At 62.8% G+C, this 13,738-nt stretch carries 9 protein-coding genes; 5 read left to right on the forward strand and 4 right to left on the reverse strand.

Annotated elements, in window-relative coordinates:
- Positions 1–31 precede the first annotated feature (31 nt).
- Positions 32–2,332 (reverse strand): TonB-dependent receptor, encoded by a 2,301-nt coding sequence (locus AQZ49_RS05680; RefSeq protein WP_067613841.1) that lies wholly within the window; start codon positions 2,330–2,332, stop codon positions 32–34.
- A 212-nt stretch (positions 2,333–2,544) separates the two neighbouring features.
- On the opposite strand from AQZ49_RS05680, the gene AQZ49_RS05685 reads away from it, so the two are divergent.
- The gene (locus AQZ49_RS05685; protein ID WP_067613843.1) at positions 2,545–3,954 is read left to right on the forward strand and encodes an alpha/beta hydrolase family protein; all 1,410 of its coding nucleotides are present in this window, start codon (positions 2,545–2,547) and stop codon (positions 3,952–3,954) included.
- 46 nt (positions 3,955–4,000) lie between these two features.
- On the opposite strand, the gene AQZ49_RS05690 is transcribed toward AQZ49_RS05685, so the two are convergent.
- The 3 genes from AQZ49_RS05690 to AQZ49_RS05700 all read right to left on the reverse strand — a co-directional run bounded on the left by AQZ49_RS05690 (position 4,001) and on the right by AQZ49_RS05700 (position 8,594).
- Positions 4,001–5,302, reverse strand: a complete 1,302-nt coding sequence (locus AQZ49_RS05690) for a glycoside hydrolase family 130 protein (RefSeq protein WP_067613845.1) — start codon at positions 5,300–5,302, stop codon at positions 4,001–4,003.
- Between the two features lie 8 nt (positions 5,303–5,310).
- Positions 5,311–7,551 carry a glycosyltransferase family 4 protein gene (locus AQZ49_RS05695; protein ID WP_067613847.1) on the reverse strand — a complete coding sequence of 747 codons (2,241 nt, stop codon included), beginning with the start codon at positions 7,549–7,551 and terminating at the stop codon, positions 5,311–5,313.
- A 302-nt stretch (positions 7,552–7,853) separates the two neighbouring features.
- Positions 7,854–8,594 (reverse strand): HAD-IIB family hydrolase, encoded by a 741-nt coding sequence (locus tag AQZ49_RS05700; protein WP_067613849.1) that lies wholly within the window; start codon positions 8,592–8,594, stop codon positions 7,854–7,856.
- Positions 8,595–8,701: 107 nt separating this feature from the next.
- Between AQZ49_RS05700 and AQZ49_RS05705 the strand changes: the two genes are divergently transcribed.
- The 4 genes from AQZ49_RS05705 to AQZ49_RS05720 all read left to right on the forward strand — a co-directional run bounded on the left by AQZ49_RS05705 (position 8,702) and on the right by AQZ49_RS05720 (position 13,715).
- Positions 8,702–9,991: a glycoside hydrolase family 130 protein gene (locus AQZ49_RS05705; RefSeq protein ID WP_082701557.1), complete on the forward strand. Its 1,290-nt coding sequence runs from the start codon at positions 8,702–8,704 to the stop codon at positions 9,989–9,991.
- A 14-nt stretch (positions 9,992–10,005) separates the two neighbouring features.
- Complete coding sequence (locus AQZ49_RS05710; RefSeq protein ID WP_082701612.1) at positions 10,006–10,587, forward strand: NAD(P)H-dependent oxidoreductase; 582 nt, start codon at positions 10,006–10,008, stop codon at positions 10,585–10,587.
- 84 nt (positions 10,588–10,671) lie between these two features.
- Entirely contained in the window at positions 10,672–13,116 is a 2,445-nt protein-coding gene (locus AQZ49_RS05715) for a phosphoketolase family protein (protein WP_082701559.1), read from the forward strand.
- Positions 13,113–13,715 (forward strand): histidine phosphatase family protein, encoded by a 603-nt coding sequence (locus AQZ49_RS05720; protein WP_067613853.1) that lies wholly within the window; start codon positions 13,113–13,115, stop codon positions 13,713–13,715. The genes AQZ49_RS05715 and AQZ49_RS05720 overlap by 4 nt, the downstream gene beginning before the upstream one ends.
- Positions 13,716–13,738 lie beyond the last annotated feature (23 nt).

Raw genomic sequence — 13,738 nt, forward strand, 5'->3', positions numbered from 1 at the left:
TGCCGTGATCGGCATCCGGGTGAACAAGAGCCTAGAACACTTCAAGCAGTTTCAGACCGTACTGGCGCGGCGGCCCGGCGAAATCGAGACCTGAATTGAGCGCGGCAACATAGTGTTCGTTGGTCAGGTTGGTCCCATAGACGGTGACTGTCCAACTGCCGTGTTTCAATCCCAGTTGCGCGCCCAGGATATTGCGCGCCTGCAACCGGTCGCCCAGGTTCACATTCTCGAACAGCGTCGCCCATTGCGGTGCGACATGGCCGAAATTGACGCTCGGCGTCAGCCGGTTGTCCTGGCCAAGATCCAGGTCATATTTGGCCGATGCGTTGAAAGTGAACGGCGGCGAATAGGCCTGTTGCACGCCCTTGAGGTTATAGCAGGTCGCACTGGCCGGTCCGACATTGGGATCGCACGGCGGCGGCACGGCGCTGACCCCGGAGATGTAATTGCGCGGATCGTTGGCGTAGAACTGCCCGAGCGCGCTGTGCACCACGCTGATCCCGCCATCGAGCGTCAGTCCGCCGATCTTGTAATCGGCCTCTGCCTCAAAGCCATAGATCCGGGTCGTATTGGCAACGTTCAACTCGTCGCCGAATGTCGGATACGTGGGGTAGCCGATGATGACCTGGAAATTTTTGTAATTGTTGTAGAAACCATCGATCGTCAGGTGCCCGTGGCCACCGCCGAAATTGGATTTCCAGCCGCCTTCGAAGGATTGGACCGTCTCTGGCGCAAAGGGCGCGGGATTGCCCAGCCCCACCGGCACATTGAGCCCGCCCGGCTTGAAGCCCGAAGCCGCAAAGGCATAGAGAAAATTGTCGGGATCGATTTTCCAGCCGAGCGACACTTTGTAGGAAAACGCATGCGACGATGCAATCTGGCTGTCGCTGATCAGCGTGCCATATTGCTGGACCGACACATAGTTGGTGGTGCGACTGTCGGTATAGCGCCCACCCAGATCGAGTTTCAGCGTAGAAGTAAGCGAAAACCCGATCTGGCCGAACGCCGCCAGTGAACGTTCCGGATTGCGGCCATAGAGCTGGTAATTGTAATAGGGCGCATAGACACCGGTCACGGTGGAATTGGCGTTGATGTCAAAGTTGCTGAACGGCGCCGGGAAGAAATAGGTGTCCCACAGGCCGAACGCACCCAACAGCCATGTCACCGGCTTGTTGTCGGGCGAGATCACGTTGAATTCCTGGCTGAACTGCGTCTCTGTCACCGTGTCATAGAACGTTTCGTTGGCAGGTACGGCCACAAATGGCCCCTGCGCCGGAATGCCGCTGGCGGTGCCGTCCAGATCGGCGGCATAAGCCGTGTTGCCGGTCGAAAACCCGCTGATCGATCGCAGTTTTATCCCGCTGTCAAAGGCATAGTCGATCTTGAGGATCGAACGCACGAACTTGTCGCGCGCCTGCTGCGGCCCGTTGGCGGTGATGTTGAACAGATCGGTGTGATTGGGATTGGGCGTGTTCGTGCCGGGGATCGTGGCAAACCGGTCTTCGAACGGATCGGCGGGATAGGCCCCCATGTCGAGGTAGTCGAAATCGGTTTTCGACAGGATGCTCAGGTTGCTGGTCGGTTTCCACAAAAAGCTGATCCGTCCCGCCGCTTCGCGCACATTGCCCGGATTGCCGGTGTACGCCGTGCCGCCCGGCCCGGTGATGGTGTAGAAACTGTCGCGCCGGTCGCCGAAAAATGCCACACGCGCCGCGAACGTGTCGCTGATCGGCACGTTGAGCGCGCCCTGCACCCCGGCATCGGTGTAATTGCCGAAGTTCGCGTTGAGATAGCCGTGATAGCCGCCACCGACGATCGGATCATTGGTATTGGCAAACACCGCACCGCCAGTCGAATTCTGCCCCACGATCGTCCCTTGCGGACCGCGCAGCACCTGGATGTCGGCAATGTCGAAATAGGGCTCTTCCTGGAAATAGCCCGGAAAGCTGGGCACGCCATCGCGATAGGTGATCACCCCGGTGGTGGTCTGACTGTTGTGTTCGGCCTTGCCGATGCCGCGAATGTTGAATTCCAGACCCTGCCCGAAATTGTTGATCACCACGCTGGGCATCGCAAACTGCAACTGGTCGACAGTGACCACGCCCTTCTGCGCCAGATCGGCACCCGACAGCACCGCCGCCGCGATTGGCGTCTGCAGCAGGTTTTCATGGCGCCGCTGCGCGGTCACGACGATTTCGCCCGCTGACTTGTCGCTCGTCCCGGTCGTGGCATCACTGCTTGCGGCGGGCTGCGCGGCCTGCTGTGCCAATGCCCCGGTGCCAAAGCCAAACCCCAGCGCGGATACGCCTGCCATGAATATGAACGCTTTCATGAACCCACCCTCCTCTCACTCCAAGTCCGCGCTCTGCGACGCGATGGCTCCTGATGCCGCAGGCGGTGTGCCTTTGCAACATTAATTCACACGAGCGTGAATGTTTGTTGTCGCAGTCTGCCGGCTGCAATATGCTGCGCCCTTGCGCTGTGCGGCAAACTGCGCACAACGGTCCGGGCGACTCGAATGGTGCACAATCAGGGGGTTCGATCATGCGTAACACCGCAGGTCTGGCAAAGTTTGCACTGATCTGTTCAGCCGTGATCGGCGCCGGGGCCGGATCGTCCGCCAGCGCGCAAGACGTGGTGGGCGACTGGGGTGGATTGCTGGCCGCATCGTTGCGCATTGTCATCCACGTGACCACCGGTTCCGATGGCAAGCTGGTGGGAAAACTGGAAAGCGTTGACCAGGGCGACACCACAGTGCCGATCGAGGCGATCACCACCGGCGACAATGGTTTCAGCTTTGCCGCACCCACCATCAATGGCCACTACACCGGGAAATGGGATGCCGACAAACAGGCCTGGATCGGCACCTGGTCGCAAGGACAGGGCCTGCCGCTGGTGCTGACGCGCGTGGCGGACAAGGCCGCTGTCGCCGCACTTAAGCCCGCGCGGCCACAGGAAGAGGCCATCGCGCGAGGCCCGCGCCCCTATACCGACCAGCCGGTGACATTCCCCTCGACCGCGCCCGGCGTCACTTTGGCAGGAACGCTCAGCCGGCCGCCCGGCCCAGGGCCGTTTCCGGCGGTCGTGCTGATCGCCGGTTCGGGGCCCAACAATCGCGACGAGGATGTTCTGGGGCACAAGGTCTTTCTGGTGCTGGGCGATGCTCTGGCGCGGCGCGGGATTGCCGTGCTGCGCTATGACAAACGCGGCATCGGACAGTCGACTGGCGATTACACGCGGGCAACGGTCAGCGATTTTGCCGACGATGCCGATGCGGCGGCCTCGTATCTTGCCCGGCAACCCCGGATCGATGCGAAGCGGCTGGGTCTGTTGGGCCATTCGGAGGGCGGCCTGATCGCCCCGATGGTGGCCAACCGGCACAGCGACATCGCCTTTGTCGTGTTGCTGGCCGCACCCGCCTTGCGCGGCGATCGCCTGCTCGAACGCCAGGGTACGCTGATCGGCAAGGCCATGGGCAAGACCGACGCGCAGATCGACAAACAGATGGCGTTCAACCGCGCGCATTACCCGGCGCTGATCGAAGCCCGGGACGATGCCGCAGCACAAGGCGCGGTGCAGGCCTATATCGACGACGCCGTCGCCCGGCAGATTATCCCCGCCACCACGGCAGGGCAGATGGCCAAAGTGTTGTCGAGCCCATGGTTTCGCAGTTTTCTGGCCTATGATCCGGCCCCGGCGCTGTCCCGCCTGACGGTGCCGACACTGGCGCTCAACGGATCGCTCGACCTGCAAGTGCCCGCCGCCGACGATCTGCCGGTTATGCGCGCACTGCTGAAAGACAACCACCAGGCCCGGATCGTCGAGCTAGCGGGATTGAATCACTTGTTCCAGCGCGCGCAAACCGGATCGCCCGCAGAATATGGCAGGATCACCCAGACATTCGACCCGGATGCGCTGGATACCGTGGCAACCTGGATCGTGCAGACCAAGTAGCTTCAACGCTTCAACGCCCCATCCGACGATGCGGTCGATCTGCGGGTCATGGATCGACCATTCCGTCGCGCAGGATCGCAACCAGCCGGTCGGTCGAGATCGTGGCAAACGTCGAAACGGTGTCGCAGATCGCATAAGGCAGGATCACGCGTTCGCCAAACCGCAGCGCGCCACAGGAATAGACCACGTTGGGCACATAGCCTTCGCGTTCGGTCTTTTCGGGTTCCACCAATGGCACACGCGACCGGCCGATCACGATCGATGGATCATGCTTGTCGAGCAGCACGGCGCCGATCGCATAGTGTCGTACCGGGCCTACCCCATGGGTGAACATCAGCCAGCCCTCGTCGAGTTCGACCGGAGAACCGCAATTGCCGATCTGGACGAATTCCCAGGGATATTTGGGGCCAAGCAACGGCGTGCCCGCGTTCCAGTCATAGATGTTGTCGGAAAACGCCAAATGCAGGTTCTCGTTATCTTCGCGCGTGATCATCGCATAGCGACCGTCGATCTTGCGGGGAAACAGCGCCATACCCTTGTTGTGCGAGGCCGTGCCTGTCAGCGGGACCATGCGGAACGACACGAAATCGCGCGTTTCGATCAGTTCGGAACGGATCGCCCGGCCGTTGTACGCCGTATAGGTGGCATAGTACGTGGTCAGGCCCGCTTCGGTAAACGCCACAAAGCGCGCATCCTCGATCCCATTCGATTGCGCCCTGGTGACGGGAAAGATCACCCGTTCGGCCATGGCGCTTTCCGGTTCGAAAGTCAGATCGACCCAGTCGCCTTCGTGCGCAAGTATCCTGGGCAGGGTCGACAGACGCGCCGGAGGATCGATCGTTATCGTGCCCTCGGCGGCGATCGTGCCCGACCGGAACGTCAGCGACGACACGTGCCCCTCGCCCACGGCGCGCAATGACAGGATGAAGCGCAGCGCACCGGGCGCGACCCCGCTCTGGTCGGGATGCTGCACAATGCTGGGGTTGAACAGCGCCGCTGCCTCAAAGCTGTATTCATGCAGAAAATAGGCGCCGATCAATCGCCGCTGCACCGGGGTGAGCGGGGGATGCCTGAACAGCGCCTGTTCCATTTCATCGGCGCGAGCATCGAAAATCTGGGGCAGATTGCGATGGCGATCGTCGAAGTTGTCGACTGTTGCGGCCAGCACCGCGGCCGCTTCGGTCTCGCTCAGCGCGAGCACGCGATCGACCACGTGGTTGGCGCGCGTCTTGTCGAGCGGCGACAGGTCGCGCGGTTCGACCGCCGGTCGGAACGGTCGTACCACCACGCGCGAAGGGTCTGGCCGCAAGTGCAATGCCTGGCGGTTGAAAAGCGGAACGCTGGCCATCTTGATCTCTATTCGGCTGGAAGGGTCTGAAAGAAGGCCGGGGTCGCCGGTGACGCGGCGTGGATGATCGGTCCGGGGACCTTGGGACTGGCGATCCGGCGTGTGATCCGACGCATGTCCGACAGCGCAAGCAGATAGGCGAGCAGCGATTCCGCCCCGCGATTTTCGTTGGCGCGGTCGGGGTGCAACCCGTCGCGGCAACTGCCGGTGGCGGTATCGACCAACGGTACACCCAGATCGTTGGTCCCCGTGAACCAGGCAAAGGCACGTTGCGCCTCGACCACCCACGACGGCGCGGGATCGACCGCGTGTGCGGCCATGCAGGCGGCGATCGTGGCACAGGCTTCGACCGGTTGCTGGTCAAACGGCAGCGGCGCCTGGCGCGTGCCCAACAGAAAGCCATCCGAACCGACCGGACGAAAATGCCCGCTTGGCGCGGTCTGTGCGGCCAGCAACCAGCGCAGTGCGCGTAGGCCCTCGGCCACCATGTTCTGATCGCCAAGTGCCCGACCGGTTACGATCAGGGCTTCGCACAGGCGGGCGTTATCGTAACTCAGGCGGTCTTCGAACCACACCCAGTCGGCCGACGCGCACGTATGCAGGCAGCGTTGCAGCCGTTCGGCAAGGTCCCGGCGCAAGTACTCCGCGGCCGTATCGCGCGGGTGTGTCGGGCAATAGGCGTTGAACCCCAGCAAGGCAAACGCCCAGGCGCGTGGCGATCCGAACCCGGCAACCGACGTCATCGCCAGCCTGAACAGCGGCGCCGCCCAGCGGGCCAGCGCCGGATGATCCTGCGACTGGGCACATACACCCAGCGCCCACAGTGTCCGGCCATGGCTGTCCTGCGACCCCGAAGGTTCGAGCCAGCGCCGGTCGTAGCCCATGAAATTGCGGAACATCCCGTTGTCCGGGTTCCAGCCGTGCTGAATAAATGCGGCAAAACGCGGCGCCATGGCCTGCGCAAACGCGCCGTGCCCATCGGCGCCGATGCGGCAGCAAGCGATCAGCGCACGGGCATTGTCATCGATGCAATAGCCGTGATGACGGTCGGGAATGCCGTGAACGGCATGTTGAAACAGGCCGGTATCATCGCACATTGCCTGAAAATGCGCCAATTCCATCCGTGGCAGCGCGGGTGCCGGACGATCGCAGGCAAAGCGAAAGCAATCGCGATAGCGCACCGCGACATTGGCCCAGGTCATCGCGCGACTGGCCACATAGGCCTTGCGCCCGATGGCAAGGCGCGCGCGATCATCGACCAGCAGATCGGCCACGGCCTTGCCCAAGCTTTCGGGTTCGTTGAACGGGACCAGCACGCCCGACCCGTCCATCAACAATTCGACCGCATGCCAATAGGGCGTCGAGACCACGGGACGGCCCATTCCATGCGAATAGGCCAGCGTGCCCGAGGTCATTTGCGCCTCACCGAGATAGGGGGTCACATAGACATCGCACATCGCGATATGGTCGAGCAGTTCGGGCCGTTCGACGAACCGGTTGAGGAACACAACATGGTCATCGAGGCCCAAGGCATGAACCCGCGTGATCAGACTGTTGCGATAGGCTTCACCGGCAGACCGCAACAGCGCGGGATGGGTCGCGCCCATCACCACATAGATTGCGTCGGGTACTTTTGCGAGCACGACCGGCATCGCCGCGATCATCGTCTCGATGCCCTTGTTGGGACTGAGCAGGCCAAAAGTCAGGATCACCTGGCGATCGGCAAAGCCCAGTGCAGCCTTGGCGCGGTGCGAGGTGACCAGGGGCATATCGGGGATGCCGTGCGCGATCACCACGATCGTGTCGGGATCGGCGCCATAGGTATCGACCAGGATCGCCCGCCCCTTGCGCGCCATGACCACGATCTGCGCCGAGGCCGCCAGGATCGCGTCAACCACCCGGCGCTGGGCCGGGGTGGGACGATCGAGCACGGTGTGCAGCGTGGTGACCAATGGCACCCGCAGCGCGGCGATCAGGTCGAGCACCCATTCGCCCGCTTCACCACCGAAGATGCCGAATTCGTGTTGCAGGCAGACGACGTCGAAGGCCTGCGCATTGATATAGTCCGCCGCCGCGCGATAGCCTTGCCGTTCGTCCTGGTCGATCGTCCAGCGCACGTGCGAGCCGAATACATAGTGCTCGCCGGGGTCGCACATCGCGACGATCGCGGTCTGTGCCACGGTGTCGAGATGGCGCACGGCAAGTTCAAGGTCGGTGGTAAACGTGGCGATACCGCAACGCCGGGGCAAGGCATTGCCGACAAAGGCAACTCTTAGCTGACCCCACGAAGCATCGTCTCAAAGCGTGCCTTTCGACTGACGGTTGCAACCTGCCCGGTCGAAAAATATCGGCGAGAGTATTGGATTGAGGCACATTGTGCGCTCTCCTGCGTCAAGCGGGGGCGCATCGCATCCCTCAGTCGCGAACGGCTCGGGTCCGAATAGTCGCGATGCGTTGGCGTCTAGCATGGCCGGGCGGTTTCCCGGCATCAATTCGGCGGCATTTCGCACGGCCACGGGCGCCGACGGGATTGTTTGCGGGGCCTGGGGTATCACGCACACAACAGTATCGTGGTGATGACCAGCCGGGTGTCGACCTCGTCACGCACCGCGATGCAATCGATGCCGGCATCGGCAACCGCCCGATCATTGCCGCCTGGATAGAGCGCATCGCCGACATAGGCGATGTCGCTGGTCGCCAGACCTTGCAGGCGCGCCAGGCCGAGCAGCCCCCAGGCCTTGTCGACACCGGCGCGCGTCACATCGATCGACGTCGAACCGCCAATCCGCACGGCAAAGCCCGGCAAGATCGGGACCAGCAGCGCGCGCAAGGCTTCACGTCGGGTGCGGTCCGGGTCCCACGCCAGCTTGGCGGCGGGCGGGGCCTGTTGCCCCAGCGCCGACAGCGTGATCTGACTGCCCCGATCCTCGATCCGGTCACCCCAGCATTGTGCCTGCGCCAGGTCAGTGGTCGCAACAGCGGTTTGCAGCGCCGCGATGATGCGGGCGCGTTCATCCGCATGCAACAGGTCGGCATGAACGCATCGCCATTGACCTTCGAACCGATAGCGTTTTGCCCCCGATGTCGGCAGCAGCGAAAGACGCGAAAAGTTGATCGCGGGTGGCAGCCGATCGACCACTTGCACCATGAATTGGGGCCAATCCCCGCCCGAGATGATGGCCACAGGGACATGCTGCACCAATCGGGCCAGCAGCCCGGACGTGGCAGGATCGATCGGTTGCTTGCTGGCGGCAAGCGTTCCGTCGAGGTCAAAGGCGATCAGGCGTTTCATCGGTCTCAGGATGGTTGCCAGACTGGCCTCCGCGCCGACAGGATCGGAATGTACCAACGTAGATTCCGATCCTGCCGCCACCACCGGCCCGATGGCAGAGCCCCGCCATGGTGCCCGACATTGCAATAAGCCATCTGCCGATCGTGTTGCGCGCTGACCCTGCCCGTGTGGTGTTGCGGCCGTTCACACCGGCGGACGACCGGACCCCCTCGATCAGCCGGGCGCAATGCCTGGCCAATCGCGTCCTGGCGCTTGACGCGGCAGACCTCGCCACAGAGCTGGAGCGGGTCATTGCCAGTTTGTCCGACCGGCATTCACATGTTGAAGAGGTGTTGCTGCGCCGGTTTCACGAAGTCGACGGCACAATGATTGCCAGCCAGCCGATGTCGCATGGGCAGCGAGTGCTGATCGGTGCGTTCTTCTGCGAGGAATATTCGTTCGAAGCTGCCGCGCTGTTCAATCCAAGCATGGTCGCCCACCCCGATCAAAGCGATGTAGACCCTGGCGCCTTGCGCTTTGTGCTGTCGCTGCGCGGTGTGGGCGAAGGGCACATTTCCTCGATCACCTTTCGCACCGGCATGATCCTGGCCGATGGCACGATCAGCATCGACCCTGCCAACACAGAAGCCATATCGCCATCGATCGAAACGCTGCCAGGCGGGGCGCCCGAAGACGTCGGTGTGCGACTGTCGTGCCGCCAGGCGCGCGATCTGTCGGAAATCGTGATCTTTCCGATTACCGTGCGACAGAGCCACGGCATTGAAGACTTGCGGCTCGTGCGGTTTGTCGCCGAAGACGGTACGACCCACTATCTTGGCACGTATACCGCGTGCAGCAGCACCGATATCCGCGTCGAATTGCTGCGCACCGACGACTTTTCGACGTTCGAGCTGACCCCGCTGCACGGCGCCGCCGCCGCCGACAAAGGCATGGCACTGTTTCCCCGGCGCATCGACGGGCGCATGGCGATGCTGGCGCGGCTCGATCACGAAAGTCTGTGGCTGTTGCGATCCGACGATATCGATTGCTGGGATACCGGCACGAAGATCCTTTCCCCCAAGTGGGTTTGGGAATGGGTACAGATGGGCAATTGCGGCAGTCCGATCGAGATCGACGAAGGTTGGCTGGTGCTGGTCCACGGCGTAGGCCCGGTGCGCAATTACTGCATCGGCGCCTGCCTGCTCGACAAGGATGACCCGGCCATCGTGTTGCGGCGCCTGGCCGCCCCGCTGTTGCGCCCGGGCGTGCTCGAACGCGACGGCTATGTGCCAAACGTGCTCTACAGTTGCGGCGGACTGGTCAACGGACGCACGCTGATCCTGCCTTATGCGGTTGCCGACAGCTTCACCACGTTCGCCACGCTGTCGGTCGATCAGTTGCTGGCGGCGATGGAATGAAGAAAGGCCCGTCGATGAACAGCCCTGCCCCGTCCAGCCACGTGGTGATCTTGTGCCACCCCGCGCCCGACAGTTTCAACGCGGCGGTCGCGACGCGCTATTGCGAGACGGTACGGCAATGCGGACAGCAGGCCGTGCTTCGCGACTTATATGCCATGCACTTCGATCCGGTACTCCGGGCCGAGGAGCAGCCTGGCTCGGCCGATTTCGTGGTGCATCCCGACGTGCTTGCCGAGCGCGCGCTGATCGCCGATGCGAAGGTTGTGGTGCTGGTCTATCCGATCTGGCTCGGCTCTCCCCCGGCCATGCTCAAAGGCTATGTCGAGCGGGTGTTCTGCACCGGTCTGGCCGGCAAGGACCTGCTCAGCTTTTCTTCGTCGGGCAATTCGCAGGTCTGGCTGGAAGAACAGGGCGAATGGCAATCGCTGCTGCATCTGTTCGATCGTTATATCCGCCATGCCTTTGCCATGGGCTCGACCGAGCACGTCCATTTCCGCTCGGTGGTCAAGGGCATGAACGAGCGGTTCTTTTCGCAGAACATGGAAGATGTCCGCCAGGCCGCGACCAGGGCCTGCCGGGAATCCGCAGCGCCCTGAGAGTCTGAGTACATTCCGACGCTGACTGCGGGCCGCGCCGCGCCGCTATCCCCTGCGCGATCGTTCTGCACAAAGGGCCACGGCATGAATTCCCCCGTCGAATTGCACGAACCTGCCGGTGCCAAGACGCTGGCGCTGCGCTCGACCGGTCTGGCGACACTCGATCCGGTCGAGGCCGCGCTGATCGATGCGTGGTGGCGGGCGGCCAATTACCTGTCGGTCGGGCAGATCTATCTTTATGACAATCCGCTGCTGCGCGACCCCCTGACGCTCGACCATGTCAAACCGCTGGTCGTCGGACATTGGGGAACCACTCCGGGGCAAACCTTCATCTATGCGCACCTCAATCGGGTGATCGTGTCGCATGATCTGGACATGATCTATATCGCCGGACCCGGGCACGGTGGCCCGGCGCTGGTGGGCGCGACGTATCTCGAAGGCAGCTATAGCGAGGTCTATCCAGGCATCAGCCGCGACACCGCCGGATTGAAAAAGCTGTTCACCCAGTTTTCGTTCCCCGGCGGGATTTCCAGTCATGTTGCACCGACCACGCCGGGATCGATCCACGAGGGCGGCGAACTGGGCTATTCGTTGAGCCACGCCTTTGGCGCGGCCTTCGACAATCCCGACCTTATCGTCGCCTGTGTAATCGGCGATGGCGAGGCAGAGACCGGGCCGCTGGCGACAGCATGGCATTCAAACAAGTTTCTCAGCGCCAGAACCGATGGCGCCGTGCTGCCGATCCTGCACCTCAACGGCTACAAGATCAGCAATCCGACCGTGCTGGCGCGGATCGATCCGGCCGATCTGGAAAACCTGCTGACCGGCTATGGCTGGGCCCCCCTGTTTGTCGAAGGCGACGACCCGGCGGTGATGCACCAGACGATGGCGCGCGCCATGGATACTGCGATTGCGGCAATCCGGCGCATCCAGGACGATGCGCGCAAGAACCCGGCGCGGTGGGATGAACCGAGCCCGATGCCGCGCTGGCCCATGATCGTGCTGCGATCGCCCAAAGGCTGGACCGGGCCCAAAGCGGTCGACGGCGTAGCGATCGAAGGTACATTTCACGCGCACCAGGTGCCGTTGCAAGTCGATGCCGATCGTCCCGGCCATGTCGCGCTGCTCGAAGCCTGGATGCGCAGCTATCGCCCGGAAGCACTGTTTGACGATCTGGGGCGGCTATTGCCCGAAATCGCGGCGCTGGCGCCGCAGGGCGGGCGACGCATGGGGGCCAACCCCCATGCCAACGGCGGATTGCTGCTGCGCGACTTGCACCTGCCCGATGTCCACGACCATGCCTGCACCGTCCCTGCGCCAGGCGCGATCACGGCATCGGACATGGGCATCCTGGGCACATTCTTGCGCGATGTGGTGGAATTGAACCGCGCCTCGGCCAATTTCCGCCTGTTCGGCCCCGACGAGACGGTGTCGAACATGCTCGATGCGGTGTTCGATGTCACCAATCGGCAGTGGGAAGAAGCGATCATCACCCACGATGAATTCCTAGCCCCGGATGGGCGCGTGCTCGATGCCATGCTGTCCGAACACAATTGCGAAGGTTGGCTCGAAGGCTATCTGCTGACCGGCCGACACGGCATTTTCGCAAGCTACGAAGCGTTTGTGCGGATCATCGATTCGATGGCCAGCCAGCATGCCAAATGGCTGAAAGTCACCGCGCAATTGCCCTGGCGCAAGCCGATCGCATCGCTGAACCTGCTGCTCTCGTCGCACGTGTGGCAGCAGGATCACAACGGGTTTACCCATCAGGACCCGGGATTTCTCGACCATATCCTGACCAAGAAACCTGCCATCGTGCGCGCTTTTCTGCCGCCCGATGCCAATTGTCTGCTGGCGGTGATCGACCATTGCCTGCACAGCCGTCACCATATCAACGTGGTGGTCGCCGGCAAGCACGCGATGCCGCAATGGCTGACTATCGATGCGGCCATCGCCCATTGCGCACAAGGCATCGGCATCTGGAAATGGGCCAGCAACGACGGTGATGCGGACGCCGACCCCGATCTGGTCATGGCCGCTTGCGGTGATACGCCCACACTCGAAGTGCTGGCCGCGGTCACCATCTTGCGCACGCATCTGCCCGATCTGCGCGTACGGGTCATCAATGTGGTCGATCTGACCACGCTGCATTTGGCCAACGAACATCCCCACGGGCTGACCGATGCGGATTATGATGCGCTGTTTACCCGCACCCGGCCGGTAATATTTGCCTTTCACGGCTATCCCGGGCTGGTACAACGCTTGACCCACGCGCGCACAAACCGCACCCTGTCGGTGCACGGCTATCAAGAGGAAGGTACCATCACCACTGCGTTCGACATTCGCGTGCAAAACGGGATCGATCGGTTTCACCTCGTGCTCGATGCGATCGGCCATTTGCCCGATCTGGGCAGCCGGGGCGCCTGGCTGGCCCAGACGATGCGCGACAAGCTGGCCGCGCATACGCGCTACATCGATGTGCACGGCAGGGATATGCCCGAAATCCGCGATTGGGTCTGGCCGCAATGACGTCGATTTTGCCGACCGTCATGCTGATCCGGCATGGCGAGACTGCGTGGTCATTGTCGGGACAGCACACCGGACGCACCGACATAGCGTTGACCGCGAACGGCGAGGCGATGGCGCGTGAGCTGGCGCCGATGCTTGCCCCGTTCCGGTTTTCGCACGTGTTTACCAGTCCGCTGCAACGCGCGCGGCGCACCTGTCTGCTGGCCGTGAACGGACGCATGGCGGTAACCGATGCCGATCTCGCCGAATGGGATTATGGCCGGTACGAAGGGCTGGACACCCCCCAGGTGCACGCGCTGGACCCGGGCTGGAACGTGTTTACCGATGGCAGCCCGGGCGGCGAAAGCGTTGCCGATGTGGTTGCGCGCGCCGACCGCGTGATCGATCGGTTGCGCACGATGACCGGGCCGATTGCGGTGTTCAGCCACGCCCATTTTGGTCGTGTGCTGGCGGCGCGCTGGGTCGGACTGCCCGGTGCTGCGGGCGAACATCTGGTGCTCGATCCCGCTTCGTTGAGCGTGCTCGGCGCCAGGCCGGGATATCCCGCAGTCCCGGTGATCGTCCGCTGGAACGTGGTTGCGCCCGATCGGCTGATCTGAACCGCGCTGGGTAGATTCCGATC

The sequence above is a fragment of the Novosphingobium sp. FSW06-99 genome (assembly GCF_001519065.1).
Lineage (GTDB): Bacteria > Pseudomonadota > Alphaproteobacteria > Sphingomonadales > Sphingomonadaceae > Novosphingobium.

Bases quoted from the DNA above. Each gene is read 5' to 3' on its own strand.
- AQZ49_RS05680 (WP_067613841.1), bottom strand. From the start codon at position 2,332: ATGAAAGCGTTCATATTCATGGCAGGCGTATCCGCGCTGGGGTTTGGC.
- AQZ49_RS05685 (WP_067613843.1), top strand. From the start codon at position 2,545: ATGCGTAACACCGCAGGTCTGGCAAAGTTTGCACTGATCTGTTCAGCC.
- AQZ49_RS05690 (WP_067613845.1), bottom strand. From the start codon at position 5,302: ATGGCCAGCGTTCCGCTTTTCAACCGCCAGGCATTGCACTTGCGGCCA.
- AQZ49_RS05700 (WP_067613849.1), bottom strand. From the start codon at position 8,594: ATGAAACGCCTGATCGCCTTTGACCTCGACGGAACGCTTGCCGCCAGC.
- AQZ49_RS05705 (WP_082701557.1), top strand. From the start codon at position 8,702: ATGGTGCCCGACATTGCAATAAGCCATCTGCCGATCGTGTTGCGCGCT.
- AQZ49_RS05710 (WP_082701612.1), top strand. From the start codon at position 10,006: ATGAACAGCCCTGCCCCGTCCAGCCACGTGGTGATCTTGTGCCACCCC.
- AQZ49_RS05715 (WP_082701559.1), top strand. From the start codon at position 10,672: ATGAATTCCCCCGTCGAATTGCACGAACCTGCCGGTGCCAAGACGCTG.
- AQZ49_RS05720 (WP_067613853.1), top strand. From the start codon at position 13,113: ATGACGTCGATTTTGCCGACCGTCATGCTGATCCGGCATGGCGAGACT.